Source organism: Amycolatopsis sp. NPDC104587 (genome assembly GCF_055583645.1).
Genome location: NZ_JBVJNO010000017.1, coordinates 158,855 through 185,129 on the forward strand (window position 1 = coordinate 158,855; position 26,275 = coordinate 185,129).

A 26,275-nucleotide genomic window follows, 5' to 3' on the forward strand; every position below is an offset into this window, starting at 1 on the left:
TCAGTTCCCCTCTGCGTGGAGCACCGCGAACACGATCGGGTCGGTCCGGTCGTTGACGGTGGTCGACCAGGTCGCGATCCGCGCCTCGCCGTTGGCGAGCAGGGCCCACCCGTCCGGGTCGACCTGGCGCACGGTCAGGGCCTGGGTCATCGCGCCGCTCTTGCGGACGCACTCGATCGCGCTCCAGACCCGCGTGTTGGCCACGCTGATCGGTTCCCCGGTGTCGGCCGCGAGCAGCCGGCCCAGGGCGAGGAGCTCTTCGCCGAGCAGCCCGGCCCAGTCCTCGTCGGTGCGTTCGATCGCGGTCTCGATGTCGACCGCCAGCTGCGCCGGGCCGGCCGCCACGAGCGTGAGCTGTGACGTGTGCGAAGCCGTGACGTTGCCGTCGTCGAACTCCGGCTTGCCGTCGGGGCGGTACCGGATCTCGACCTGGCGGTCGACCGCTCGGCCCGCCGCGAGCGCGGTCTGCGCCCGCCGCTCGGCGGTGGCCTCCGCCGGCTGGCCGGCGGGGTCGGGCTCGAGCACGACCGACCGCGTCCCGCCGAGCAGGCGCTCGCACGCACGCTCCACATAGGACCCGAGCATCGACGGGACCCAGGGGCCCGCGCCGTCGCGCTTGCGGACCGCCCGCAGCTTCAGCCCTTCCCAGCGCTCGACCAGCGTCCCGTCCGGGTTGCGCACGTCGAGGTCGTAGACGTAGCTGTCGCCGTCCTGGAAGCGTTCCTTCGCGTCCAGCAGCACGTACTCCTCGTGCTGGACACCGGGCTCGGCCAGGTAGAGCTTCTCGATGCTCTGCGGCAGCAGCGTCGCGTCCGGGACGCAGCACTGGATCGCGTGCATCATCGCGTCCCGCGTGCCCGGGTCGGCCAGGAGCCGGTCCTGCGGCAGGAAGGGCGCGAACCAGGAGAAGTCCGCGGTGGTCGCGATCTCGGCGACCGCGTGCCGGGCGCTCGCCCGCCGGTAGCCGAGGACACGCTGGAACCGCTTGCCCTGGAACAGGACCGAGCCGTACAGCTCGCTGATCGGCTCCACCGGGACCGGCGGCAGCGCGACTTCGCGAGGTGCCCGCTCGCCGAGCTCCGCCGGCCGTGCGAAGCTCAGCCGCGCCCGGAAGTGGTCGGCGCTGAAGCCGGTCTCGTCACTGCGGATCACGACGTCGACGGTGTCGGCGTCGCGGGCCAGCGTGGCCAGCCGGATCGTGGTCGACCCGCCCGGCGCGACGATGATCGGCCGGAGGAACTCGACGTCGGAGAGCACCGGCGCGCCGACGCGGTCCAGCGTCGCCGCCGCGGCCTGCGTCATCGCCTCCATGCCGAGCACCGCCGGGAACAGCAGCTGCCCGTCGAGCAGGTGGTCGGTCAGGTACGGGTCGCTGCCGTCGGACAGGTCGGCCTCGGTGATGAGCTCGACACCCGGGTAGTGCACGACCGCGCGGTCGACGAACCGGGTCAGCGGCAGCTCGCGCTTCTGGATCGGCAGCGTGGCCAGGCCCGACGTGCGGCCGCACACCACCAGCACCGGCGGCGCGGCCGGGTCGGCCAGCACCTGGCGGAGGATGGTGATGCCCTCCTCCAGCGGGATCGGCGTGATGCCGTCGCGCATCAGCGCGCTGACCACACCGAGCTTCTCGCCCATGCCGGCGCCCGACCAGACCGACCACTCCAGCGCGATCGCCCGCGCCTGCGGGTGCTCCTGGCCGAAGCGCAGGGTCAGCTCGGTCATCCAGTCGTTCGCCGTGGCGTAGTGCGCTTCCCCGCGCAGGCCCGCCCGGCCGATGATGCTGCCGAACGTGACCAGGAGCTTGATCCGGTCCTGGTCGACCGCCGAGAGCACCGCGTTGAGCCCGCCGATCTTCGGGGCGAGGGTCTTGCGGAAGCTGTCCTCGGTGAGGCTGAACAGGGCGGCCGGCTCGTTGCGGCCGGCGCCGTGCAGGACCGCGGTGACCATGCCGAGCTCGGCCTGGATCCGGCCGACCGCCTCGGCGACCTGGCTCACGTTGGTGACGTCGGCGCGCTCGTACCGGTAGCGGATGCCCGCGGCCTCCAGCCGGTCGAGGTTCTCCGCCAGCTCGGTGTCGGTCTCCGGGTCGCTGCGCCCGAGCAGGGCGAGCTTGGCCCCGGAGTCCTTCGCCAGCGCCAGCGCGCTTTCCGCCGTGATGCCCTTGCCACCACCGGTGACGAGCAGGACGTCGGTCTGGTCCAGCGACTCGCGGATCGGGCCGGTCGGGGCGGCCGGCAGCGCGGACAGCCGCGGCACCGTGCGCCCACCGTCGGCGCCGTAGCGGACCTCGGTGAAGTCCGTCGTCCCGGCGACCTCGGCCACCACGGACTGGACGGCCGCGGTGATCTCGTCGGCGCCCGACGGCGTCGGGTCGGCGAGGTCGATGATGGTCGTCTTGGCCGAGGGGTCCTCGAGCCGCAGGGTCCGGGCCAGGCCGGCGGCGCCGTAGCCGTGGTGCACGACCACGAAGCGCGTGCCGGTGGGGGCGGCCATGACCGCGCGGCCGGCGTCGAGGAACAGCCCGACGTGGCTGGAGTCGCAGTCCGCCGGCAGGCAGAGCACGACACCGTCGCCGGCGCCGGCCGCGGCGAGCGCGGCCTTCAGCGGCTCGGCGAGCGGGTGCCGCGGGGTCGCGAAGACCTGCCACTGGGCGTTGCCGATCCCCGGGGTGAGGTCGGCGACCGGGCGCGGCGCGGGCACGTACTCGACCGCGAACGGCCGGACCCACGGACCGACGCCGGTGGCCTCGGCCTGGCCCGCGTCGGCGGGCTTCGCCGTCTGCGCCAGCTCGTCGATCATCTCGGCGAGCTCACCGAGGCACACGGTCGCGAAGTTCGGCATGCCCTCCAGGGCGGGCCGGCCCAGCGCCCGGGTGACGTCGTTGACCAGCTGCCCGACCGTGATCGACGACAGGTGCAGGTCGTCGAGCGGGTGGGTGTCGGCCGTGACGGTCTCCAGCGGCAGCTCGACGCGGTCGGCGGCGAGCTTGCGCAGCAGGTCGAGAGTGGAGCTGCCGGAGTTGTCGGCCGTGGCGTCGGCCTCGGCGGCCTGCGCCTTCTCCGCGGCCAGCTCGGCGGCCAGCTCGCCGTCGATGGCGGGCGCGGCCTCGCACGGGCTGGCGAGGAAGGAGAACTGGCCGTCGATCGGCAGCGGCCGGACGACCCGGCCCTCGAACAGCGTGTCCAGCGTGAGGTTAGCGCCGAGCGCGAAGGCCGCGCCGACAACCCGCAGCAGACCCGCGAGCGACGCGTTGTCCGAGTCGACCGCCAGCACCGGGGTGTCCGGCGCGATCTCCTCGAACAGCCCGGTCAGCACCCGGCCGGGGCCGACCTCGACCACCAGGTCGCTGCGCTCGGCCACCTTGGTGGCGGCCTCGCGGAAGCGGACCGGCAGCACGATCTGCTCGCGCAGCAGCTCCGGCAGGTTCTCCGCCGCGTGCAGCACGTCGCCGCTGACGGTCGAAACCACCGGCCGCTCGAGCCGCGAGAAGCCGAACTCGCTCAGCCGGCCGGTCATCTCGACCGCGGCCGGCTCGACCAGCGGCGAGTGGAAGGCGTGCGAGACCTTGATCCGGGTCGCGCTGACGCCCTGGGCCTTGGCCCGGGCCACGATCCGGTCGATCGACTCGGCCGGCCCGGAGAGCACGGTCTGCTCGGGGGCGTTGTAGCCGGCGATGACGACGTCGGACCCGAGGCCGAGCTCTTCCACCCGGCTCGGCGAGGCGGCGATGCCGGCCATCGCGCCGGTGCCGTCCCCGCTGGTCGTGGCCATCACCTTGCCGCGGACCTTCGCCAGGTCCAGCAGCGCCCGCTCGTCGAGCGCGCCGCCCCAGTGCAGGGCGGTCAGCTCGCCGAGGCTGTGGCCGGTGGCCGTGACCGCTTCGACGCCGAACGAGCGCAGGACGCGCAGCGCGGCGAGCGAGCCGGTGACGATCCGCGGCTGGGCCACCTCGGTGGCGACCTGGTCACCGGTCACCGGCAGGCCGGCGGCGCGGTGGATCTCCTCGGCCGCGCTGAACCGGCGGCGCAGCGCGCTGTCCCCGCCGCGGCCGGAGCCCTGGCCGGGGAACAGGTAGCCGATCTTCGGCTCGGTGGTGCGGTTGCTCGCGAAGACGCCGTCGGCGGCGTCGAACACGGAACTCGTCTCTTCGAGCTTCTCGAGCAGCTTGGTCAGCTTCCGCTCGGCCTGCTCCGGGTTGCCCGCGACGACCGCCGCGCGCACCGCACGGCCGGCCAGTTCCCCGGCGAGCGAGCCCGCGAGGTCGGTCAGCTCGGCGAAGGACAGCTTCGGCACGACCTCCAGCGCCGCGGCGATGTTCCCGCGCAGCGTGGCGACGTCGTCGGCGTCGAACAGCAGCAGCTCGGCGTCCTGGCGCCCGGCGACCAGCGCGCGGGCCCGCTCGTCGACCTCGCGCCGCCGCGGCGCGGTCGGCGCCTCGGTGACCGTGACGTGCGAGTTGATGCCGCCGAAGCCCATCGCCGAGACACCGGCGCGCACCGGCTGGTCGGCCGGCCACAGCGCCGCCTCGCTCGGCACGTACATGCGTGCCGAGGAGCCGGTCAGCGACTCGTGCGGCTCGTAGTGCCCGGTGGCCGGCGGGATGACCTGGTGGTACACCGCCAGCGTCGCCTTGATCAGGCCCGCGACACCCGCCGCGGCCTTCGTGTGGCCGATGTTGCCCTTGATCGTCGACAGCGCGGCCTGCTTGGCCAGCGGGTCGGCGTCGCGGCGGGCGGTGGACAGCGCCTCGATCTCGGTGGCGTCGCCCAGCGCGGTGCCGGTGCCGTGGCCCTCGAAGTAGGACACGGTCTCGACGCCGTAGCCGGCCCGGGTGTAGGCACGCTGGAGGGCGAGCCGGTGCCCGGCGGCCTCGGGCCGCGTGATGCCGCCCTTGCCGTCGGAGGAAACGCCCCAGCCGCCGATCGACGCGTAGATGCGCTTGCCCTGCTCCAGCGCGTCGCTCTCGCGCATCAGGACGAGCATGCCCGAGCCCTCGCCGGGCCAGAAGCCGTTGGAGTCGGCGTCGTAGACCTTCATCTCGCGCTTGGCCAGCGCGCCGGTCTTGGCGAAGCCGATGACCTCGAAGGGGTCGATCGAGAGGTCGACACCGCCGGCGATGGCGAGGTCGAGGTCGCCCTGCACCAGCGCGTTCGCCGCGGTCACGACCGACAGCAGCGACGAGGAGCAGGCGCCGTCGACGGTGAACCCGCCGCCGGCGAAGTCGAAGTGGTTGCAGACGCGGCCGGCGATCGTGTTCGCCAGGCCGCCGGCGAGGCTGTCCTCGTTGATCTCCGGGAACGGCTCCTTGTACTGGACCTCGAGGTCCCGCAGGAAGGTCGCGGTCTCCTCGTCGTCCCAGCCGCGTGAGCTCAGCGCGGCGGCGACCGTGCGGCGCACGTACGGCCAGCGCAGCCGCATGATGTTGGCCCGCGAGAACTCACCGGTCAGGCTGTTGCCGATGACCACGCCGGTGCTCGTCTTCGGCGCGCCTTCGCCTTCGGCGAACCCGGCGTCCGCCAGCGCCTGCTCGGCCACGTCCAGCGCCAGCCAGTGCGTGGTGTCGGTGGCCCGGAACGTGCTGCCGGCCACCTTGTGCGAAACGCGGTCGAACTCGTAGTCCCGCAGCACCGCCGCCTTCTGTGCGTAAAAACGGTCTGGTGCCTTGGGATCGGGCGAATAGTAGTCCGCCCGGTTCATCCGCTCGTCGGGGAGCCTGCGGAACGCCCGGCGACCGGCCAGCACGTTTTCCCAGAGCTCCTCCGGAGAACTCGCGTCGGGGTATCGGAGGCCGATACCGACGATCGAAATCCGCTCAACGCTCATGCCACCGCACTCCCACTGGCTCTCGAGCCCAGTCTCACCGGGTCCGTCAGGTCCCGCTGTCGTCCGTACCCGGGACCGCGTCCCGTTTCCGGCCTGCCCGTCCGTCCCGGCCCGCCCGTCCGGCCGGGGTCCAGCATCTCCCGGACGGCGCGGACCGTCTTCTTTCTTCCTGCCCGTGGCCTGCACCTCAGCACGCTCGGACAAGGACGTCTAACCGTCCACAATGGATCTTCTAGTCGCGGAACTGCCCCGGCCGGCGGCCGTCGCCGGCCGGGCCCCGGTACGCCTGGGCGATGTCCAGCCACTGGTCGGCCAAGGTGCCCTTGGCCCGCACGTCGAGGTCGAAGCGGTGCCGCCGCCGGGTCACCAGCAGGCAGAAGTCCGCCGCGCTGCCGGTGATGCGCTGCGTCGCGTCCTCCGGCCCGAACGTCCAGAGCGCGCCCGAGGGCGCGGTCAGCTCGAACCGGAACTCTTCGGCCGGCGGCGTCAGGTTGCGCGCCTCGTACCCGAAGTCCCGGACCCGCACGGCGAACCCGACCAGGTGCTTGATGCGGTCGGTGCGCTCGCGGCGCACGCCGAGCGCGTCGGCGACGTCCTGGCCGTGGCCGAACAGCTCCATCATCCCGGCGCACGCCAGCACGTACGGCGGCAGCGGGTTGACCAGCCACGGCACCAGCTGGTCGCCGGGCACGGCCGCGAGGGCCTTGATGCCCGCGTCCCGCTCGGCCCGCCAGCGCGTCAGCAGCGCCTCGGCGGGGTCGTGGATGTACTCCTCCAGGGCGGCGTTCACCGCCACCTCCAGGCCACCGGAAAGGGAGCTCGTCAGCTGGACGAACGTCTCCGGCTGCGCGGCCGAGAGGCCGGCGAGCCGGAAGATGAACGCCAGGTGCCCGATCTGGTGCCGGACGGCCCACCCGGGGGCCGGCGTGGGGGTGTCCCACTCCCGTTCGGTGAGACCGGCGACGAGCGCGTCGACTTCGGCGCCCTCGGCGGTCAGGTCGGCGATCACGCCCGTGGTGTCAGTCACCTTGATTTCCTCTCACCGTATGACTTGGTGTTCGTGCGCCGGCGGCCGCCCGCGCAGTGGCTGGGGAGCCACCGTCGCGAGCGGCCGCCGGTCGCCGGATCGGCTGCCGCGCGGGGGCGGCGACGCGAACCGGGAGGGGCTTCGGTGTGCCCCGGTGCTGCGCGCCCCGGCGGTGGATCCGACCCTTCGATCATCACCCGGCGGGCCGGCCAGGGTCTTCTCTTCACGCGCCCAGCGGAAAGCGGTCGCCGAACTCCACGGCCGCGGCGAGACTTGCCCACGAGACCAGCTCGACCAGGCCACGATCGCCGGGCACCCAGTCAGCCACGTCGGCGGTGTCGACCTGGTACGGAGCCTTGGCCACGAGGAGCGCGACCCGCCCGGCGCCCCGCTCTTCGGGCGGCAGCTCCGCGACGACCTCCTTCGTCCACGCGCGGCTCAGCCCGGGCGGTTTCCCGTCCCACGCCTTCAGCTCACGGCGCACGAGGTCGCGCACCCGCGTCGGCACCGAGCGTTCCCCGGCGGCCTCGATGGCCGCCGCGGCCCGTGCGAAGGCGTCCGAGAGGGTTCCGCCCGCGGGCGCCCAGTCCGGCCCGCTGACGGCGACCGCGGGCAGCAGTCCGAGTGCGTCCCCCGGCGGCGGCGGGGTGCCCGGCTTGAGCAGGAACCCCAGCACGACCTTGGCTTTCGCCCGCGCGGCCGGCGGCACCGCCTCGGGCAGCGGGGACGGCCCGAGGAAGACGCTCACCACCCGGTTGAGGTAGTGGAACGCCACGGCCACCGCGACGAACTCCGCCGCCGTGGCGGCCGGGACGTCCGGGGGCAGCGGGCCGGCGCCGCGCGCCCAGGCCGCGAGCGCCCGCGTGTCGCGGTCGGGGATCTCCGTGACCGCGCCGGAAGCGATCGCCGCCGCCGCGGCCGGGTCGCCCAGGGAGCCGATGGCCATCCCGTGCACCTCGACGCAGTACGGGCACGAGTTCGCCGCCGACACCGCGGCCGCGACGACCTCCTTGTCCGCCCGGCTCGCCGACCCGCCCGCCACCAGCGACTCCCGCAGCATCAGCCACGCCGCGGCGAGCACCTCCGGCGCGGGCGAATGCAGCGCCATCGGCGGGGCGAGCATCCCGAAGTCCCGTTCCACCTGGCGGTAGACGTCCCGGACGAGGCCGCGCGCGTGCCGCGGTCGCACCGCCCGGACGTACTTCACGTCCCGCAGCGTGCTCCGCAGCGCAAGCCGCACGAGCACCGGAGCCATGGTTCCTCCTCGAAAACGGCCGCGCTCGTGCCGCCGGGAAGCCGGCGGCACGAGCGCGTCTCCGTGCATCAGTTTCCGGCCACGAGGTCCAGTTTGGACACCGCGCGACGACCGGTGATCGAGCCGTCGGGAGCCGGCGCGCCGTACTTGACGTCGACACCGCGCGACTGCAGCTCCCGGACGATGCCCGGGATCGACCGCTCGGCGAGCGCGGCGACGGTCATCGCCGGGTTCACCGTGAGCGCCCCCGGCACCGACGCGCTGTCGGTGACGAAGATGCCCGGGTGGTTGCGCAGCTCGTGGTTCGGGTGCAGCGCGGACGTCGCCGCGTCGTCCCCGATCCGGCACGACGCCAGCGGGTGCACGGTGTACGCGCCGACGACGTCGTTGGTCCACGGCGCGACCTTCGCGAGGCCGTCCTTTTCGATGATCGCCTTGCAGTCGGCGTCCGCGAGCGCCCAGCCGTGCCGGGTGTTCTCGGTCGGGTCGTAGCGCAGCGGGCCGCGGCCGAGCATCTGCTGCGAGATGCGGTAGGCGTTGCCGGTCGGCGGCGGGGTGCCGAAGACGCCTTCGTTGTCGTCCTCGGTCATCAGGAAGATCGTGAGCCAGTTGGCCCACTGCTTCAGCAGCTCCTTCTTCTCCGCGCCGTACCAGCGCGGCTCCTCGCCGCCGGGCACCTGGGCGAGGATGGTGCCCAGGCCCGGCGGGAAGTACAGCTGCTCCAGCGAGTACCGCTCGTACTCCGGCAGCGACCCGTCGAGCTTGTCCCAGTTCGCGACGGTCGGGCCCTTGCCGATGTGGTTGGCCGAGTACACCGGACCGTCCTCACGGGACAGCCCGAGCACCTCGCGGACGCGGTCCTCGTCGATGATCGCGGTGTTGAGCCGCTCGCCGTTGCCGGAGAAGTACCGGCCGACGCCGTGCGGCATCTCGCCGAGCGCCGCCTCCGAGCGCTGCAGGATCACCGGGGTCGCGCCGGCGCCCGCGGCGATGATGACGACCTTCGCCTCGATCACGCCGGTGCCGGTGTGGATCCGGTAGTCCTCTTCGTCGACGATGTCGAAGTAGACCCGGTAGCTGCCGTCCTCGGTGCGCTCCAGCCGCTGGACCTCGTGCAGCGGGCGGATCTGCGCGCCGTGCGCGAGCGCGGCCGGCAGGTAGTTCGTCAGCATCGAGCGCTTCGCGTCGAACTTGCAGCCCGCCATCATGAAGTTGCAGTTGACGCAGGTGTTGTTGTCGACGGCGACCGGCGCCGGGTTGGCCGTGCGGCCGGAGTGGTTGCACGCCGCCGCCCACAGCCCGCCGGCGTAGGAGACGTCGTTCCAGTCCTGTTTGGACACCGGGAGCGACTCGTCGATCCGGTCGTACCACGGCTCGAGCGAGTCGCGGGAGATCACCGACGGCCACATGCGCCGCCCGATGCTGCCGTGGCGTTCGAAGACGAACCGCGGCGCGCGCGGCATCGCGGCGAAGTACACCACGCTGCCGCCGCCGACGCAGTTGCCGCCGAGCACGCTCATGCCGTCGCCGACGACGAAGTCGAACGCCCGGGTGTAGGACGAGCCGAGCAGGTAGTCGTGCTCGAAGTCGTCCGCCGCGAGCCAGGGCCCGCGCTCCAGGACGGTGACCTTGGCCCCGCCCGCGGCGAGGTGGTAGGCCGGGATGGACCCGCCGAAGCCGCTGCCGACGATGACGACGTCGGTCTTGTCGATCGCACTCATGCGGGGCTCCCGGAAGGTGTCGTGTCGGGGTGGATCTCGGCCAGCTTGCGGCCATAGCCGTACTTCGGGAACCGCCAGAACCCGTCGGCGTCCGGCGGGGTGTACCCCAGCGCCAGCAGGCCCGGGTGCCCGTCGCGGATGGCGTCCGCGGTGTGCAGGTGCGGCGCGCTGTCGTAGGCCATGTTGCAGAACAGCGCCAGGCTCACCCAGCCGTCCTTCTCCGGGTGCCCGGGCGTGGTCAGCCGGTGCACCAGCTCGCGGCGGTGCTCGTAGGACAGCGCCACGAACGGCGGCACGTCGTCGTCGAGCTCCAGCTCGACCTCACCCGCGTAGGACTTCGCGTGGTCGTTGAGCGACTGCGCGAGGTAGGGCAGGCCGGCCGTGACGCCGGTCGCGTCGAAGTTCAGCAGCTCGAGCGCCCCCGCCGCCACCGACCCCGGGCCGGGCGACGCCCCGGCGATCGCGCGGTCCTCCGGGAACCTCTTCTCCCCCGGCACGATCGTGTCCGCGTAGGCCTCGAGGGTCTGGTTCATGACGCGTTCTTCTTCGGTGGCCTCGGGTTGCACCGGCCTACCTCCTCGTCGAATGTCCACAGTAGACGTACTGCTCAAGCGGCTTCGGCTCGCCGCGTCCGTTCCCGGCGGTGCACCGTCATCGGCAGGCCGCCCTTCACCCGCAGCGAAAGCATCGCCTCGGGTTCGACGACCTTGCCCGCCACCTTGCGCAGCTGCAGGTCCCGCGAGGCCATCGCCAGCACAAAGACCGCCTCCATCACACCGAGGCTGTTGCCGATGCAGAACCGCGGCCCGGCGCCGAAGGGCACGTAGGCGTAGCGCGGCGGCCGCCCGGCCGGGTTGGCCGGGTCGAACCGGCCCGGGTCGAAGCGTTCGGCGTCGGCCCAGAACTCCGGGTGCCGGTGCAGCGTGTAGGGCACCACGACGACGTCGGAGCCGGCCGGCACGTGGTACCCGCCGATCTCGTCGTCGGCCTGGGCGATCCGCGGCAGCAGCCACACCGGCGGGTACAACCGCATGACCTCCTCGACGACGGCCACGGTGTAGGTCAGCCGCCGCAGGTCCTCGTGCTCGGGCAGCCGGTCGCCGAGCACCTCGACGGCTTCGGCGTGCAGCCGCTCGCCGACCTCCGGGTGCTCGTCGATCAGGTGGAACGCCCAGCCGAGCGTGCTCGCCGTCGTCTCGTGCCCGGCCAGCAGCAGGGTGATCAGCTCGTCGCGCATGCGTTCGCGCGAAGCGCCGTCCGTGGAGCCGGACGCGATCAGCCGCGACAGCACGTCTTCGCCGCCTTCGACGGGGTTCGCGAGCCGCTGGTCCACCAGCTCCTCGGCGATCCGCCGCAGCTCGTCACGCGCGGTCCGGAACTCCACCTGCTTCTTCAGCGGCACCCACTGCGGCACCATGCTCAGCGTGACCGCCTCGAACATGGCCTGGTCCTGCACGGCCTCGAACGAGTGGCCCAGCGTCTCGTACCCGCCGAGCTCGGCGTCGAGCAGCGTCTTGCCGAGCACGCCGAGGGTCAGCCCGGTCATCTCGTGCAGGACCTCGACCGGCCCGTCGTACTCGGCCAGGCGCTTGACCAGAGCGTCCACTTCGGACGCCACGACCGCGGCCTGCCGCGAGATCCGCTTGGGCTGGAACACCGGCTGGATCGTCCGGCGCTGCGTTTTCCAGGTCTCGCCGTCACTGGTGAGCAGGCCGTCGCCGAGGGCCCGGCGGGCCTCCTGCAGGCCGATGCCCTTGTGGTAGTTCGCGGCATTGTCCGCGAGCACGTGCTTGGCGAGGTCGGGGTGGTTGACCAGGTACATCGCCTTCGGTCCGATGGCGATGCGGACGACGTCGCCGTAGGCCTCGGCGTTGTCGCCCATGAGCGCCAGCCGGTCGGTGAAGAGCTGCTTCAACAACCGGAAGGTCGCCCGGCGCGGCGGCCCGGGCGGCGCGGTGTGCGCCGCCCGGGCTTCGTGCTGCGATCCGGTCATGCCGCGACGGCTCCCGGCTTCTCGCCGCCGTCGGACTCCACCGGCGGCGCGAGCTCCAGCTTCGCCTTCTGCGCGGCCTGGTCGGCCTCGAACTTGATCCGCGCCTTGTTCGAGAAGTGCAGGCCCCACAGGAAGAGCCCGCGGATCAGGCAGACGGTCGCGGTGGCCAGGAACAGCCCGTACGCGACGTGCACGGCGGTGAAGAAGCCGTACGCCAGGGCCACGCCGGCGCCGAAGGCGAACTGCGAACCCTTCTTCGACGGCGAGGTGCCCGGGTCGGTCACCATGTAGTTCGTGTAGAGCACGAACGCGATCCCGGTGCCCATCGCCAGCGCGCCCGGGATGGACGTGCCGAACAGCCAGCCACGGACGAAGGCCTGGATCACGAAGAAGCTCAACCAGCCCGCGATCAGGAACATCCGGTTGGTCAGCAGCGCGTTGAGCACGGTGCCCGAGATCAGGATGATCGCGACGATCAGCCAGCCGCCCCAGGTCGCGATCTGCTCGCTGAAGTGGTATGGCGGGGCGATGCTGGCCCACGGGAAGAACAGCAGGATGATCGTGATGCCGAAGTTCGACGGGTTCATGTAGTGGCGCATGCGGCCGTACACCGGCGCCTGCAGGACCCACTTCGCGCCGACCGCCACGACCACCCCGAAGATCATCACGAGGATGCGGTCGTTGACGTAGGTCAGCATGTTCAGCGCGAGACCGGTGATGTGCGCCGGCAGCAGGAACTCCACGAGCCCCTTGAACCCGTTGCCCTTGAACCGGACCTCGCGGTCGGTCACCCGGGCGTTGATGATCTCCAGGACGATCTCCGTGGTGTACGCGGTCGCCAGCGCGACGAACGGGTACAGCCACGGCTGCTCGAAACCGAGGATCGTGTAGCCGATGATGTTGAAGATCGTGATCGAGATCGCGAACCGGCGCAGCGCGGTGACGACCTTGTTCGTCCGCTTCGGTGGCGCGGCGTCCACTTTGGTCAGAGTCGGGGTGGTCATGCCGTCACATCTCTTCCTTCGCCTGGGAACCGAGCTGGTACATGTGGCAACCGGGTTCGAGCTTCAGGTTCTGCGTCCGCAGCTGCCCGGTCCGGTCCCGCCACTGCAGGTGCACGTCGAGCGGGCCCTTGACGTCGTGGCCGAGGCCGATCTGGACGTCGAAGCTGCGCCGGCCGGCCTCCCCGCTGCTGCCGTCGACCCGGCCGAGGTACTTCTTGCCGTCCGAGGTCGTCACGGTGACCTGCGCGCCGATCGCCGGGTTGCCGGCCGCGGGCAGCGCACCGGGCGCCACCGGGGCGTCGGTGGTCAGCTTCAGCTGCAGGTACTTGCCCGGGTTGGGGCTGTCGTTGTGGTAGAAGATCGGCGCTTCCCACTGCCGCGCGACCGCGAACTCGGGCAGGCCGTCACCGTTGGTGTCGCCGACCCCGATGCCGCGGGTGGGCACCGGAACCGCCAGGCCCAGCTGCGGGCCGAGGTCGGTGTAGCGGCCGTCCGGGCTCTTCACGAAGAAGTGGAACGTCTGGTCCCCGCCGATGTCGTCCCCGGCGCGGGCGTTCGGCCACCAGAACGGGTTGGACAGCAGGCCGTCGTTGGCCGTGGCCAGCTCCTGCAGGTTCGGCCAGCGGTTGACCTGGCCCTTGACGAACCCGGTCGCCTGGGCGATCTGGTTCTCACCGCTGTTGTTGAAGTCCTGGATCTTGACGTCCCAGCCCCAGCCGGACCAGGCCGTGCCGGTCGAACCACTCGTGTCCTCGAACGGTGCGACCCCGTTCTTGAACTGGTCCGTCAGGTCCTGGTTGTCCTTCGACTTGTTCATGAACTGGAAGTTCGACTCTTCGATGCCCCACGACGTCGTGATGTTGCTGACGAACATGTCGTAGAGGCCGTCGTGGTTCAGGTCGCCGAAGTCGACGCCCATGCCCTTGAACGAGTCGTGGCCCAGCACCTTCGACTTGGGGTCGGTGATCCCGCGGACCCCGGTGACCTCGCCGAACTCGACGTGTCCCGGCGACGACTTGTTGTACAGGAAGTGGTCGTGCCCGAAGTCGTTGGCGATGTAGAGCTCGGGCAGGCCGTCGCCGTTCACATCGGTCGCGCTGGAGGCCAGCGTCCAGCCGAGGCGCGCGCTCTCCGGGATGCCCTGGGACGCGTCCACGAACTGCGCGCTCGGGTTGGCCCCGGTCGAAGCACCCGTCCAGCGGTAGATGTACTTGGCGCCCGAGTTCGTCGCGTGCGACATCGACTGGTTCAGCGTGATGCCGCCGTCGGCGTTCGGGTCCAGGACCTTGCTGTCGGGGAAGTAGTTCCCGACGAAGATGTCGACGTGCCCGTCGCCGTCGAAGTCGCCGATGGTGACGGAGTCGGTGTTCCACAGCGGGCCGTTGTACTTGCCGTCGGCGCCGCGGTGGTTGCCCGGCACCAGCTCGGTCGGCACGAACGCCGAAGCGTCGAACTTCGTCGCCCCCGGCTTCTGCATGAACAGCACCGGGGTGCGGCCCCAGTAGTAGGCGAGGATGTCCGTGCGGCCGTCCTCGTTGAAGTCACCGGGGACGCAGCCCATCGGCGCCATGTAGTCCCACGTCGCCAGCGTCGGCGAGGGGTCGAGCGCGAAGGGCGCGTACCGCGGGCCGGAGTCCGGGGTCGGCGTGATGACGACCTGGTCGCTGCGCGGGTCGACCAGGCAGATGTCGTTGGCCTTGCCGCTGCCGCTGATGTCGTTGATCGCGATCGCGGCGCCGACCGAGGAGATCCACGCGGCGATGTGCTCGTACTCCTTGTTCACCGTCCGGATCGACTGCGCCTTCTTCGCCGGCGGCAGCGCGATCGTCATGGGGGTGAAGGCGAACTTGCTCGCCATCTGGTCCTGTTCGGCGGCCGAGACGCGGGGCAGCTGGGCGACCGTGAAGAGGCCGAGGATCAGCACCAGCGCCACGATGCCCGCCAGCTGCTTGCGCAGCCAGCCCAAGGTCGCGGTCATTTCGTCTTCCCTCCGTGCTTGAGGACTTCTTCGGCGATCCGCTGCCGCCAGGTTTCGAACGCCGGGACGTCGTCACCGTCGACGACGACGGCCGGGCGGACCTCCTGGGTGATCTCCGCGGCGCGTTCGGCGGACAGCCCGCAGATCGCCCGGGCCGCCATGTCGGTCTCCGGGACCATCAGGCCCTGGCGCACCCGGCACTCGGCCGCGAACGCGCTGCCCTGGGCCAGCTGCCCGTGGTGGATGCCGGCCCGGTCGACCAGCTCACCCAGCTCGTCGGCCGTGACACCGCACGCGTAGGTCGAGGCCAGCCCGACCCCGGCGTAGAGGTCGCCGTGGCGAGACTCGGGGAACTCCTCGATCGTCTTGGCCACCAGTCCGACGTCGGTGCCGCGGATGAACCACAGCGCCCGGCCGATGCCCTGGTCGATGGCCCGCAGGGCGTACTGGTCGTAGCGCGGGTCCGGCCAGGGGAAGCCCTGGTCCTGGTGCTGCTGCCCGATGTACTTGTCGGTCTTGAAGTACGCCTGGTGGAAGCCGTAGCCGTCGAGCACCAGCCAGCGCAGCAGCGGGTCGAACGCCGAAGCCTTCGGCCACGCGAAGCGCGGGAGCCGGCACATGGCCCAGCCGACCCCGACGTAGATGATGTAGTCGTGCTTCTCGCCGGGGCCGGCCAGGAACTCCGCGATGTTCGTGCTCTTGCCGAACGGCAGCCCGTCGAGGACGCCGTACCCCATTCCCGCGCCTTCGTAGGCGAACCCGCGGTACTGCGTGGGGATGCGCTCGAGCCATTCCTCGGCCTGCTCGACCGAGCGCGCCTCGACCGCGTGCGCGTAGCCGAGGAGGAACTTCTCCCCGACCGTCTCGAGTCGTTCTTGAGCGGCTGGGCTCTTGCGGTGGAAACCCCGCTTCTCCAGCGATGTCTCCGAGACATCCGGTGTCAGGATGCGGCGTCTGAGCGCGCGCCAACCATTGCCCAACGCACTCTCCCCCTTACGGGTCGAATTGGATGAGGTGCAGCTCTTTCCGTTCTACGGTCACAGATTCGCTGGTCAGCGGTCTACTCCACGGTTGCGTGCGATCACCGGGGCTCAGCCCGCGAGACGCTGCGCACCGCTGGAGAACTCCGCGCGGATCCGTGCGCGCCACAGCTCGTACGGCGGCTCGGGGCCGTCGTCGCCGTCCGCCTGCTCGGTGCGGTCCCCGACGTTTTGCGCGGCCTGCACGGAAAGGTCGAGCAGCACCCCGGCGGCGAGGTGGGTGTGGGCCGGCACGTACTCGGAGTACGTCCGCGCCTTGACCGCGAACACCACGCCGAGGGCGAGCTCGTCGTAGTAGTCCCCGGACAGCCGGCGCAGCTCGGCCAGGCCACTTTGGTCGGCGCCGCCGGCGAACGTCGCGGCGAGGCCGACTCCGCTCCAGAGGTCCGCCTGGCGGCGTTCGGCGAACCGCCCGACCGCCTCGGCCACCGCGGCCGGGTTCCCGCCGTTGATGAACCACAGCGCCCGGCCGACGCCCTGGTCGAACGCGCGGGCGAAGTACTCCGGGCGCCCGGCCCACGGGTAGGGCTCCGGCTCGGCCTGCTCGTCGATCCACTTCTTCGTGTCGAAGTACGCGCGGTCGAACCCGAACCCGTCGACGGCGAGCCAGCTCATCACCGGGTGGTAGGCCACCCCGGACAGCTCGGGCAGGATGTTCTTCCACAGTGGACGCGGCAGCCGCGCCATCGCGAAGCCGATCCCGATGTAGGTCAGGAAGATGTGCGGCTGGGCCGGACCCTCCAGCAGCTCACGCGTCCGGTTGCGGCCACCGCCGGGCATGGCGTCGAGGATGGAGTAGCCCATCGTCGCGCCTTCGTAGGCGAAACCGCGCTGCTCCGGCTCGACCAGCGCGAGGCGCCGCTCGAGCTCCCACAGCGACGCGCCTTCGATCGCCCACTCGAACCCGATCACCACCGCTTGCGGCACCGCCTCCAGCCGGGCCGTCGCGGCGGTGGGAGTGATCGGGAACCCGCGCTCGGCGAACCCGACCGACGCGAGCGAAGGGGCCAGGAAGCGCTTGCGCAGCACTCCGATGAAAGTAGACATCATCCGTCCTCGTGTCCGTCGGGGTCAGGCAACAGAACGCAGGTGCGACCGCTGCGCCGCGGCGAGCATCCGCTGGTCGGCGGGCGACTGCCGGGAAGCGAGGGTGATCGCGATCGGCGGGTCGGTCAGCGCCGGCGGCCGCATCCGCATGGTCACCTCGGCGGGCTCGAACCCGGTCACGGTCGTCAGCTCGCTGGCGATCGTGAACGCCGGGCCGGTCGGCGTGCCCCGGAAGGTGCCGTGGTCGGCGACCGCGATCACCGTCCAGGTGCCTTCGGGCACCCCGTCGATCGTCAGCTCGGAGGACTGGACGTCCGCCAGCCCGCCGAAGGCGACCGGCCCGCTCTGCGGCACCGCGTCGGCGAACACCCCGACGAGCACGTTGGCCGACATCGCTTCCGCCGGCATGTTCAGCCGCACGGTGAGCCGGGAGGACCCGGGCTTCAGCGCCGCGCACGAGCTGCCGGCCTCCCGCAGCGACCGCAGCGACGGCAGCCGCTGGAAGTGCGCCGAGTGCGCCACCAGCAGTTCACCGACCTCGGGGTCGCGGTACTCGGTCGGGGTCATCCCGACCGTCCGGAGAAACCGGCTCGTGAACGTGCCCACGCTGCTGTAGCCGACGCTGCAGACGATGTCCGACACCGTCAGCGAAGTCGTCAGCAGCAGCCGCTTCGCTTCGAACAGCCGCACGGCGGTCAGGAACCGCCCCGGCGTCACCCCGGTCGCCTTGGCGAAGATGCGTGAGAAGTGGAACGGGCTCACATACACCTCGGACGCCAAGGCCGACAAGGTGATCGGCTCGAAGTAGCGGTCCAGTATCATCTTGATCGCGCGCAGGACAGCGGGCTGGACAACTCTTTCCGAGTCCTGGTCCGCCGCCCAGCCGGGTCGCTCCACGACCGCCGACGGCTCGGTCTCGTCGGCGCCCCCGGACGTTACCGATCGCAAGATCATCAGTCCAACCTCGAATCCTTACCGACGTCATTTCCCTCCTCGTCAGGTAAGACGGCGAACCTCGCGGACCGATGGAGGCTCGGAAGAAGCCGCCGCGGGCCCGGAAACGGACCAGTGCGCAGGTCCCCGTTCCCGGTGTGCGAAACGCACGGGGGCGGCGTGCGCATCGCACGGGCTCGTTTTGAAATACGCCCGCGCACGGCGAGTGACAGGGGTGCGCCGCTCAGCCCGCCGTCCGCCCGGGAAGATCAGACCCGCCAGCAACGCCCGGTCCGGCCTGGCCACACGGCGTGTCCGGCGCCCGGCGCGGACGTGACCGACGCACAGGGCGGCTGGGCGAAACGCATCTCGAGTCTGGTGGACGGCTCACTGGCTGCGGTCCCCCGGCTCTGTCACATTCGACGTTGGACAGCCACGGGCTTGGTTTTCGGCCCGGCAGGGCTTCACTGGGGAGCTCGAGCATCGCAGCGGGAACACTGGAGGCGCCCGGCATGTACTCCGCCAAAAAGGTAACGGACGGACTGGTCGGTGTGACCGAGCGGCCGGTGGAACCACTCGAAAGTGCGGTCAGCTTCACGGTGCTCGGCCCGCTCGGCGTGCACCGCGACGGGGTCGACCTCGCACCCACGACGCCCAAGCTGCTGCAGCTGCTGGCGTTGCTGGTGCTGCGGCCCGGGAAGATGGTGCAGGTCGACGCGATCGCCCAGGAGCTCTGGGCCAGCACGCCGCCCCGCACGATGCGGACCACGCTGCACACCTACGTGTACCACCTGCGCCGGTGCATCGAGGAGAACGGGCTCGGCGACGGCACCGAGTCGATGCTGCTCACCAAAGCGCCCGGGTACGTCTTCCAGATCGACCCGGCGCAGGTCGACGTCTTCCGCTTCGGCCGGCTGCAGCAGGAAGGCCAGGAGCTGCTGCGGGCGGGCGACCACCGGGGCGCGGTGGAGCGCTTCCGCGCGGCGCTCGACCTGTGGACCGGGCCGCCGCTGGCGAACGTGCCGTGCGGCCCGGTGCTCGCGCCGTACACGATGGAACTGCTGGAGCAGCAGCGGAACACGCTGCACATGCTCATCGAAGCCGAGATCCACAGCGGGAACCACCGCGAGCTGATCGGCGAGCTGCGCTCGCTGTCGGCGGGCAACCCGCTCGACGAAGCGCTGCACGGCCAGCTGATGCGCGCCCTGGGCCGCAGCGGCCGCCGGTCCGACGCGATGGCCGTGTACCGCAGTCTCCGCAAGCGGCTGAGCGAAGAGCTGGGCGTCGAGCCGTGCGACGAGCTGCAAGTGCTGCACCGCGACTTGATTTCCGAAGGCGACCACCACTGAAACCGCATCACCGCACGAAGTGAGGAACGATGACCGCACAAACCCGCACCTATGGTCAGTTCTGCGGCGTGGCCCGCGCGCTCGAGCTCATCGGCGAACGCTGGGCGTTGCTGGTGGTGCGTGACCTGGTGTTCGGCCCGAAGCGTTACACCGAGCTGCAGGCCGGGCTGCCGAAGATCCCGCCGAGCATCCTTTCCGCGCGGCTCAACGAGATGGAGTCGGCCGGCGTGATCCGCCGCCGCGTCCGCGCCGACCTCGACGCCGGCCTGGTTTACGAGCTCACCGAGTACGGCGCCGAGCTGGACCACATCCTGCTCGACCTCGGCCTGTGGGGCGCGCGCTCGCTCAGCCACCCCGGCCCGGACGACGTCTTCACCCTGGACGCGGCGATTCTGTCGCTGTACACGACGTTCCAGAGCGAGGCGGCGGGCGCGGTCCAGGTGACGTTCGAGATCCAGTACCACGACACGATGATCGTCCACGCGATGGTCGACGACGGCGCGCTCAAGGTCTCGGAAGGCCGCCACGCGGCGGCGGACCTGGTCATCCGTGCGGGCCAGGGCCCGGCCCTGCTGGACCTGATCGGCGGCCAGGTCGCCCCGGCCGACGCGGTCGCGACGGGCCTGATCTCGATCGAGGGCGACGTCCGCGACCTCGAGCTGTTCACCCGGCTGTTCCGCCTCACCGCGGCCCCGGCGCCCGAGGAGGGTGTCGTCCTCCGCTGAGCGTCCGCTGAGGACAGATCGGGAAGGACCCGCCCGGCACTCGGCCCCGGGCGGGCCCTTCGCGCGCCTTCAGCCGAGCCGGGACGCCCGCTCCTCCAGATACTGTTGCTCCGGAACGCTTTCCGTGCGCCCAGCCGCCCGCCGGTAGCACTCCCGGGCTGCCTCGTGATCCCCCGCCAGCTCCAGCAGGTGCGCCCGGACCGCGTCGAACCGGTGTCCCTGCTTCATCCGGCTGTCCCCGGAAATCGTGTCCAGCAGCGCCAGCCCCCGCTCCGGGCCGTCGACCATCGACACCGCGATCGCCTGGTTCAGCGTGACCACCGGGCTGGGCGTGAGCTCCTGCAGCACCTCGTACAGCTGCGCGATCTGCACCCAGTCGGTCGTCTCCGCGCTCGGCGCCTCGTCGTGCAGGGCCGCGACCGCCGCCTGGACCTGGTACGGGCCCACCGGGCCGCTCCCCAGCGTGCGGCCGATCAGCGCGGCGCCCTCCGCGATCATCCGCCGGTCCCAGCCTTCGCGGTCCTGCTCGGCCAGCGGCACCAGCTCGCCGCCGGGGCCGGTGCGGGCTTCGCGGCGGGCGTCGGTGAGGAGCATGAGCGCGAGCAGCCCGGCCACCTCGGCGTCGCCGTCGCGGTGGGCGCGCACCGCCCGGGTCAGCCGGATCGCCTCCTGCGCGAGCCCGGGCACCTGCAGGTCGGTGCCGGACGTCGCCGTGTACCCCTCGTTGAAGATCAGGTACAGCACCTGCAGCACGACCCGCAGCCGCTCGGGGTACTCCGCCGCCGCGGGCTCGCCGAACGACGACCCGGCGGCCGCGATGCTCTCCTTGGCGCGGGTGATGCGCCGGGTCATCGTCGCTTCCGGGACGAGGAACGCCTTCGCGATCTGCGCGGTCGTCAGGCCGCCCACCGCGCGCAGCGTCAACGCCACCTGGGACGGCGGCGAAACCGCCGGGTGGCAGCACAGGAACAGCAGCGTGAGGGTGTCGTCCTCGTCGGGCGCCCGCTCTTCGCCCGGCCCCGCGACCACCGGCTCCGGCACCGCGACCGTCTCTTCGCGACGCCGGCGCGCGCTTTCGCTGCGCCAGAGGTCGGTCAGCCGCCGCGCGGCGACCGCGACGAGCCAGCTGTGCGGGTTCTCCGGCACCCCGTCGGCCGGCCACTGCACCGACGCGGCGATGAGCGCTTCCTGCACCGCGTCCTCGCACGCGTCGAACTGGCCGTAGCGGCGCACCAGGGCGCCGAGCACGCGCGGCACGAGCGGCCGGAGCAGCGCGCCGACGTCGACCGGGCCGCTCACCCGCCGGTGTACTCGGATTCGGCCGCCGCGTCGGCGAAGAACACCACCGGCCGGACCTCGATGCCGAGCCCCTTGATCTTCGCGTCCGGGATCATCGCCGCCACCTCGCACGCCCGCTCGTGGCTGACGCATTCGACGAGGTAGTACCCGGCGAGGAACTCCTTCGACTCGGCGAACGGACCGTCGGTGACCGCCGGGACCCCGTCGGTCACCCGGACCACGACGCTCTTCGCCGGCGCGTCCAGCGCCTGGGTGCTGACCAGCTCGCCGGACTCCCGGATCCGGCGGATGAACTCGCCGTGCCCGGTCATCACGTCTTCCTTGCCGGCCTCCGGGAGGGCGTCCCAGATGTCGGGGTTCATGTGCATCACCAGCAGGAACTTCATCGTCGCCGTCTCCCCGCGCTCGTGTCCGTCTGGTGGCGAACATAGCTGATCAGGCAAGGCAATCCACGAGTGGTCGCCGGTCGGTCACCCCGGGCAGCATCGCGGGATGCAAGACGTTTTCACCGACCTCGCCACCGACGCGGACGCCCTCGTCGACCTCCTCCGCGAGCACGAAGGAAAAGTGATGCTGCCCGTCGGGCGGGCGATCACGGGCCACCTCGCCGAGCTGACGGTCGTGGCCCGCCGGGTGGTGCTGAGCGTCGAAGGGGACTCGAGCGAGCACGCGCCCCGCATCACCGACTCCGGGATCCTCGGCGACGCCGTGGTCGGCTGGCGGTCGGAGCACCGGAAGGCCACCGAGCTGCTGGCCGCCGCGACCACCGACATCCGCTGGCCGGGCGGGCCGCTGCGGCCGTCCCTGCTCGCCGCCGCCCTGCTGACCGCGCTGTTCGCCCGCGGCCAGGACATCGCCGACGCCCTGGGTGTCTCCCCGGCCCGCGGCGACAGCGTCGGGCACGTCTCCTACTACGGCGTCCGCAGCCGCGACGACGCCTACTTCGCCCAGGACAGCGTCGTGCCCGGGCCGTTCCGGTTCGAGCTCACCGCGCCGTCGGGCGAGCAGTGGACCTTCGGGCCGGAGGACGCGGCGGGCCGGATCGCCGGGCCCGCCGAGGACTTCTGCCTGCTGTTCACCGGCCGCCGCGCGCCCGGCGAGCTGACCCTCACCGCGGAGGGCGAAGCCGCTGCCTGGGCGGAGCTGCTGCGCCCGCCCCGGAATCCACTCTGGACGTCCGAAGTGGACTGACGCTCAGGCGAAGCGGTCCGGGTCGCCGGCGCCGCGGCGGATGATCTCGGCCTCGCCCGAGGAGAAGTCCACCACGGTCGTCGGCTCGACACCGCATTCGCCGGAGTCGACCACCGCGTCGAGGACGTGGTCGAGCTCCTCCTTGATCTCCCAGCCCTGGGTCAGCGGCTCGGGCACGTCGGGCAGCAGCAGCGTGCTCGAGACGAGCGGTTCGCCGAGCTCCGCGAGCAGCGCCTGCGTGACGACGTGCTCCGGGATCCGCACGCCCACGGTCTTCTTCTTCTCGTGCATCAGCCGCCGCGGCACCTCCTTGGTGGCCGGCAGGATGAACGTGTAGCTGCCCGGGGTGGCCGCCTTGATCGCGCGGAACACCGAGTTGTCCACGATGACGAACTGGCCGAGCTGCGCGAAGTCCTGGCAGACCAGCGTGAAGTGGTGCCGCCGGTCGAGCTTGCGGATCGAGCGGATCCGCTCGAGACCGTCCTGGTTGTCCAGCCGGCAGCCCAGCGCGTAACACGAGTCGGTCGGGTACGCGATCAGGCCGTCCTGGCGCACGAGGTCCGCGATCTGGCCGACGGCGCGGCGCTGGGGGTTGTCCGGGTGAACGTCGAAGTACCTCGCCATGACCGCGAAGCCTAGGCTCCGGGCCCGGACCCGCCCGGCGGCGGGGGCGTCTCCCACCTTGCTGTAGTAGCCCCCGAACGGGTGACTGCGGGCAGGTCACGTCGCACACTTCGAAGGGCGAACAGTGCTGCCACCCGGAGGCGATGATGACCGAGCTGGTGCTGCCCGAACTGATCGAACCGAAAATCCCCCGGCCCCGAGCCGTCGTGGCGAACGCCTACGAGTTCGTGGGCCCGGCCGGCCGGGTGACCCTCGCCGGGTTGTTCGGCGGCCGCCGCCGGCTCGCGGTGCACCACACGATGCCGTGCCGCACCCGCTACGGGGCGGCCCTGCCGGCCGCGCGGGTCGCGGCCGGCCTCCACACCGCGGGCACCCGGCTGGTGCTCGTCTCCCACGCGCCGTACGCGAAGGTCGAGCAGTACGGCCGCCACTTCGGCTGGGGCCTGCCGGGGTACTCGGCCGTGGGCGCCGGGTTCGGCGCGGACTTCCCGGCGACCCTGCACCTCGAGGGCGCCTGCTGCGGCGACCGCGGCGGGCGGGACGACCGCGACGAGACGCCGGGGTTGAGTTTTTTCGCACTGGACGGGGCAGTGGTGACCCACCTGGGGTCGATCGCCGTGCCGTACCTGGATTTCCTCGAGCTCGCCGACGTCACCGGTGACCGCCGCCTGGGCTGAGCGGCGGCCCGCGCTTCCGGCCCGCACGGCGGAAAGGGCTACGCACGGCCGCTCTTCGCCGTATTGGCGGACTGCCGACATGAGATAGGATGGCCCGGAAGCATGCACACCGAGCTCAGCCCGGACCACTCCTCCGCAGCTGTGCGTCGCCGACTTGCCGGAGGGTCGCCGCACATGTCTCCGGTAGCCGCACTCGACCCTGAGTCCAGCCGCTCCGCGATCGCCGAGGCCAGGGGCACCAGCAGCGTCGACCGGCGCCCGAAGCTGGCGGCCTACCTCGCCGCCGCCATGATCACGGTGATCGTCGCGAGCTTCGGCTTCCAGCTGCTGGCCGCGATCCTGCCGTTGCCGTTCACCCGGCTCGAGACCGCCTACGCGGTCGCCGCGGTCGCCGTCCTCCTGGCCGTCCAGCTGCTCTACTACAGTCGGCCGTCGGTCCGCCTCGGCTCCACGACGAGCCGGCTGCTGCTGATCGTCCTGGCCGTGCTGGGCTACCTGCCGGTCCTGACGTTCGACGCCCTCTGGGTCGCGATGCCGGTGTTCTTCGGCGGCGCGGTCCTGCTGGTGCTCCCGCCCCGGTTCGCCTGGCCGCTCTTCGTCCTCAACATCGGGGCCCTGACCTGGGTCGAGCTGTTGTACGACCCGCCGCTGCTGGCGGTGTACACGGTTGCCGGCGCGATCTTCTACAGCCTGGCGTTCGGCCTGCTCACCCGGCTCGCCCGGTCGATCAGGGAACTGCACCGGGCCCGCGCCGAACTGGCCCAGCGGGCGGTCGCCGAGCAGCGGCTGGTCTTCGCGCGGGACCTGCACGACCTGCTCGGCATCAGCCTGTCGGCCATCGCCCTCAAGGGTGAGCTCGTGCACCGCCTGCTGCGGAAGTCGAGCGACCAGGCCCAGGCCGCGCTCACCGAGATGACGGCCACGGCCCAGCGCACGCTCTCCGACGTCCGGGCCGTGTCCCACGGTTACCGCGAGCTGTCGCTGGAGAAGGAGTTCCGCACCGCCCAGTCCCTGCTCACCGCGTCCGACATCGCCGTGCGGATCCACCTCGACCAGGGCGAGCTGCCGGTCCAGGCCCGCACGCTGCTGGCGAAGGTGCTGCGGGAGGGCGTCACGAACGTCCTGCGGCTCGGCGAGGTCGAGCACTGCGAGATCGAGGTCCGGCGGCACCGCGGGCAGGTCAGCCTGGCGATCGTCAGCGACGGCGTCGACCCCGCCGAGCTGCCCGACGAGTCCGACCTGCTCGCCCGCCTCCCGGCCGAGGTCGCCGCGCTGGGCGGCTCGGTGACCACCGGGCTCGGCGACGACGGCCGGTTCCGCCTGCGGGTCGAGCTGCCCCTGCCGGAGACCGTGGAGCCGGTGGTGCCGGCCGGCGACCGCGACGAGCGAAGCCAGACCGAGTCGCGACAGGTCCGGCGGCTGCTGCCGGTCGCCTTCACTCTCCTCGGCCTCGCGGCCGTGCTGCACGAGCTGCTGCTGACGTCGAACCCGTGGCACATCGCGCTGGTCACGGGGTCCGTGGCGGCGTTGCTGACCCTGCAGTTCGCCTACTTCAACCGGCCGGCCACCCGGCTGCGCTCCGCGCAGAGCGTCGCGATGCTGTTCGTGCAGGCCTGCCTGATCTACCTGCCGCTGCTGCCGCTGCAGCACGACTGGGCCAGCCTGCCGTCCCTGCTCATGGGCTGCGGGCTGCTGGTCCTGCCGCCGGCCGCGGGCTGGCTGCTGTTCGCCGCCAACACCGGTGTCTACCTGTGGCTGACGTACATCGCCGGCCAAGCCGGGCAAGGAGCCCTGTACGCGGTCAAGTTCTCGATCGGCACGGTGGTGGGCGGCCTGATCGTGTTCGCCATGCTCTGGCTGGTCCGCCTGGCCGCCGAGCTGGACCACAGCCGGCGCCGGCTGGCCGAGATGGCGGTCGCCGAGGAGCGGCTGCGGTTCGCCCGCGACCTGCACGACCTGCTCGGGATGAGCCTCTCGGCGATCGCGCTGAAGAGCGAGCTCACCGCCCGGGTCCTGCCCCTGGACCGCGACCGGGCGACCGAGGAGCTGGTCGAGATCCTGGGCCTGACCAGGCAGGCCCTGTCGGACGTGCGCTCGGTGGCCAGCGGTTACCGCGAGCTGTCCCTGGACAGCGAGACCCGCTCGGCCCGCTCGGTGCTCGCGGCGGCCGACGTCCGGGTGCAGATGGAGATGATCCAAGACGAGCTCCCGGCCCCGGTGCGCACGGTGCTGGCCGTGGTGCTGCGCGAGGGTGTCACCAACGTGCTCCGGCACAGCCGGGTCGAGACCTGCGAGATCGCGATCCGCCGCACGGACGGGGGCGTCACGCTCGACATCGTCAACGACGGCGTGACCGAGAAGGAGCCGCCCGCCCGGCCTGCGAACCCGTCCGGCAACGGCAACGGCAACGGCTCGGGTGGCGGCCCGTCGGGCAGCGGGATCGGCAACCTGTCCCACCGCGTGTCGGGTCTGGGTGGTGAGCTCACGGCCGGGGTCGAGTCCGGGGGCCGGTTCCGCCTGCGCGCGGTCGTCCCGGTCTGACCGGGCCTGGGCCTGGGCCGCATCCGGCGGCCGGGTCCAGCTGGCCGG

At 71.7% G+C, this 26,275-nt stretch carries 19 protein-coding genes; 5 read left to right on the forward strand and 14 right to left on the reverse strand.

Annotated elements, in window-relative coordinates; genetic code table 11:
* From ACZ61C_RS40650 to ACZ61C_RS40700, 11 genes are all read right to left on the reverse strand, one after another.
* Complete coding sequence (locus ACZ61C_RS40650; RefSeq protein WP_465313265.1) at positions 1 to 5,823, reverse strand: type I polyketide synthase; 5,823 nt, start codon at positions 5,821 to 5,823, stop codon at positions 1 to 3.
* Positions 5,824 to 6,055: 232 nt separating this feature from the next.
* Positions 6,056 to 6,850, reverse strand: a complete 795-nt coding sequence (locus ACZ61C_RS40655; protein WP_465313266.1) for a TIGR03084 family metal-binding protein — start codon at positions 6,848 to 6,850, stop codon at positions 6,056 to 6,058.
* A 223-nt stretch (positions 6,851 to 7,073) separates the two neighbouring features.
* On the reverse strand, positions 7,074 to 8,105 hold the full coding sequence (locus ACZ61C_RS40660; protein ID WP_465313267.1) for a carboxymuconolactone decarboxylase family protein: 1,032 nt from the start codon (positions 8,103 to 8,105) through the stop codon (positions 7,074 to 7,076).
* Between the two features lie 68 nt (positions 8,106 to 8,173).
* Complete coding sequence (locus ACZ61C_RS40665) at positions 8,174 to 9,826, reverse strand: GMC family oxidoreductase N-terminal domain-containing protein (RefSeq protein WP_465313268.1); 1,653 nt, start codon at positions 9,824 to 9,826, stop codon at positions 8,174 to 8,176.
* Complete coding sequence (locus ACZ61C_RS40670; RefSeq protein ID WP_465313269.1) at positions 9,823 to 10,392, reverse strand: DUF5987 family protein; 570 nt, start codon at positions 10,390 to 10,392, stop codon at positions 9,823 to 9,825. The genes ACZ61C_RS40665 and ACZ61C_RS40670 overlap by 4 nt, the downstream gene beginning before the upstream one ends.
* A gap of 41 nt (positions 10,393 to 10,433) precedes the next feature.
* On the reverse strand, positions 10,434 to 11,819 hold the full coding sequence (locus ACZ61C_RS40675) for a cytochrome P450 (RefSeq protein WP_465313270.1): 1,386 nt from the start codon (positions 11,817 to 11,819) through the stop codon (positions 10,434 to 10,436).
* Positions 11,816 to 12,823, reverse strand: a complete 1,008-nt coding sequence (locus ACZ61C_RS40680) for an enediyne biosynthesis protein (RefSeq protein WP_465313271.1) — start codon at positions 12,821 to 12,823, stop codon at positions 11,816 to 11,818. Before ACZ61C_RS40680 ends, ACZ61C_RS40675 begins: the two co-directional genes overlap by 4 nt.
* 4 nt (positions 12,824 to 12,827) lie before the next feature.
* Positions 12,828 to 14,801, reverse strand: a complete 1,974-nt coding sequence (locus ACZ61C_RS40685; protein WP_465313272.1) for a CRTAC1 family protein — start codon at positions 14,799 to 14,801, stop codon at positions 12,828 to 12,830.
* Complete coding sequence (locus ACZ61C_RS40690) at positions 14,798 to 15,781, reverse strand: DUF1702 family protein (protein ID WP_465313273.1); 984 nt, start codon at positions 15,779 to 15,781, stop codon at positions 14,798 to 14,800. The genes ACZ61C_RS40685 and ACZ61C_RS40690 overlap by 4 nt, the downstream gene beginning before the upstream one ends.
* Before the next feature lie 111 nt (positions 15,782 to 15,892).
* Positions 15,893 to 16,888 carry a DUF1702 family protein gene (locus tag ACZ61C_RS40695; RefSeq protein ID WP_465313274.1) on the reverse strand — a complete coding sequence of 332 codons (996 nt, stop codon included), beginning with the start codon at positions 16,886 to 16,888 and terminating at the stop codon, positions 15,893 to 15,895.
* A 24-nt stretch (positions 16,889 to 16,912) separates the two neighbouring features.
* Positions 16,913 to 17,842, reverse strand: a complete 930-nt coding sequence (locus ACZ61C_RS40700) for a helix-turn-helix transcriptional regulator (protein ID WP_465313275.1) — start codon at positions 17,840 to 17,842, stop codon at positions 16,913 to 16,915.
* Positions 17,843 to 18,333: 491 nt separating this feature from the next.
* Here ACZ61C_RS40700 and ACZ61C_RS40705 point away from each other — a divergent pair, with 491 nt between their 5' ends.
* Both ACZ61C_RS40705 and ACZ61C_RS40710 read left to right on the forward strand, forming a co-directional pair.
* Complete coding sequence (locus tag ACZ61C_RS40705) at positions 18,334 to 19,170, forward strand: AfsR/SARP family transcriptional regulator (RefSeq protein ID WP_465313276.1); 837 nt, start codon at positions 18,334 to 18,336, stop codon at positions 19,168 to 19,170.
* A gap of 29 nt (positions 19,171 to 19,199) precedes the next feature.
* Positions 19,200 to 19,895 carry a winged helix-turn-helix transcriptional regulator gene (locus tag ACZ61C_RS40710; protein ID WP_465313277.1) on the forward strand — a complete coding sequence of 232 codons (696 nt, stop codon included), beginning with the start codon at positions 19,200 to 19,202 and terminating at the stop codon, positions 19,893 to 19,895.
* Between the two features lie 69 nt (positions 19,896 to 19,964).
* On the opposite strand, the gene ACZ61C_RS40715 is transcribed toward ACZ61C_RS40710, so the two are convergent.
* Positions 19,965 to 21,194, reverse strand: coding sequence for an RNA polymerase sigma factor (locus ACZ61C_RS40715; protein ID WP_465313278.1), 1,230 nt, complete (start codon positions 21,192 to 21,194; stop codon positions 19,965 to 19,967).
* The gene (locus ACZ61C_RS40720; RefSeq protein WP_465313279.1) at positions 21,191 to 21,580 is read right to left on the reverse strand and encodes a YciI family protein; all 390 of its coding nucleotides are present in this window, start codon (positions 21,578 to 21,580) and stop codon (positions 21,191 to 21,193) included. The genes ACZ61C_RS40715 and ACZ61C_RS40720 overlap by 4 nt, the downstream gene beginning before the upstream one ends.
* 106 nt (positions 21,581 to 21,686) lie before the next feature.
* Between ACZ61C_RS40720 and ACZ61C_RS40725 the strand changes: the two genes are divergently transcribed.
* Entirely contained in the window at positions 21,687 to 22,385 is a 699-nt protein-coding gene (locus tag ACZ61C_RS40725) for a maleylpyruvate isomerase family mycothiol-dependent enzyme (protein ID WP_465313280.1), read from the forward strand.
* Positions 22,386 to 22,388: 3 nt separating this feature from the next.
* Here the strand turns inward: ACZ61C_RS40725 and ACZ61C_RS40730 are convergent, their stop codons facing one another.
* Complete coding sequence (locus tag ACZ61C_RS40730; RefSeq protein ID WP_465313281.1) at positions 22,389 to 23,009, reverse strand: L-threonylcarbamoyladenylate synthase; 621 nt, start codon at positions 23,007 to 23,009, stop codon at positions 22,389 to 22,391.
* 146 nt (positions 23,010 to 23,155) lie between these two features.
* Here ACZ61C_RS40730 and ACZ61C_RS40735 point away from each other — a divergent pair, with 146 nt between their 5' ends.
* Together ACZ61C_RS40735 and ACZ61C_RS40740 are read left to right on the forward strand one after the other, a co-directional pair.
* Positions 23,156 to 23,686 carry a DUF899 family protein gene (locus ACZ61C_RS40735; RefSeq protein WP_465313282.1) on the forward strand — a complete coding sequence of 177 codons (531 nt, stop codon included), beginning with the start codon at positions 23,156 to 23,158 and terminating at the stop codon, positions 23,684 to 23,686.
* A gap of 174 nt (positions 23,687 to 23,860) precedes the next feature.
* Positions 23,861 to 26,227, forward strand: coding sequence for a sensor histidine kinase (locus ACZ61C_RS40740; protein WP_465313283.1), 2,367 nt, complete (start codon positions 23,861 to 23,863; stop codon positions 26,225 to 26,227).
* Positions 26,228 to 26,275: the final 48 nt, after the last annotated feature.

Excerpts from the sequence above, each read along its gene's own strand:
- ACZ61C_RS40650 (WP_465313265.1), bottom strand. The coding sequence starts at position 5,823 with ATGAGCGTTGAGCGGATTTCGATCGTCGGTATCGGCCTCCGATACCCC.
- ACZ61C_RS40660 (WP_465313267.1), bottom strand. The coding sequence starts at position 8,105 with ATGGCTCCGGTGCTCGTGCGGCTTGCGCTGCGGAGCACGCTGCGGGAC.
- ACZ61C_RS40665 (WP_465313268.1), bottom strand. The coding sequence starts at position 9,826 with ATGAGTGCGATCGACAAGACCGACGTCGTCATCGTCGGCAGCGGCTTC.
- ACZ61C_RS40675 (WP_465313270.1), bottom strand. The coding sequence starts at position 11,819 with ATGACCGGATCGCAGCACGAAGCCCGGGCGGCGCACACCGCGCCGCCC.
- ACZ61C_RS40680 (WP_465313271.1), bottom strand. The coding sequence starts at position 12,823 with ATGACCACCCCGACTCTGACCAAAGTGGACGCCGCGCCACCGAAGCGG.
- ACZ61C_RS40685 (WP_465313272.1), bottom strand. The coding sequence starts at position 14,801 with ATGACCGCGACCTTGGGCTGGCTGCGCAAGCAGCTGGCGGGCATCGTG.
- ACZ61C_RS40695 (WP_465313274.1), bottom strand. The coding sequence starts at position 16,888 with ATGTCTACTTTCATCGGAGTGCTGCGCAAGCGCTTCCTGGCCCCTTCG.
- ACZ61C_RS40700 (WP_465313275.1), bottom strand. The coding sequence starts at position 17,842 with ATGATCTTGCGATCGGTAACGTCCGGGGGCGCCGACGAGACCGAGCCG.
- ACZ61C_RS40705 (WP_465313276.1), top strand. The coding sequence starts at position 18,334 with ATGTACTCCGCCAAAAAGGTAACGGACGGACTGGTCGGTGTGACCGAG.
- ACZ61C_RS40710 (WP_465313277.1), top strand. The coding sequence starts at position 19,200 with ATGACCGCACAAACCCGCACCTATGGTCAGTTCTGCGGCGTGGCCCGC.
- ACZ61C_RS40720 (WP_465313279.1), bottom strand. The coding sequence starts at position 21,580 with ATGAAGTTCCTGCTGGTGATGCACATGAACCCCGACATCTGGGACGCC.
- ACZ61C_RS40725 (WP_465313280.1), top strand. The coding sequence starts at position 21,687 with ATGCAAGACGTTTTCACCGACCTCGCCACCGACGCGGACGCCCTCGTC.
- ACZ61C_RS40730 (WP_465313281.1), bottom strand. The coding sequence starts at position 23,009 with ATGGCGAGGTACTTCGACGTTCACCCGGACAACCCCCAGCGCCGCGCC.
- ACZ61C_RS40735 (WP_465313282.1), top strand. The coding sequence starts at position 23,156 with ATGACCGAGCTGGTGCTGCCCGAACTGATCGAACCGAAAATCCCCCGG.
- ACZ61C_RS40740 (WP_465313283.1), top strand. The coding sequence starts at position 23,861 with ATGTCTCCGGTAGCCGCACTCGACCCTGAGTCCAGCCGCTCCGCGATC.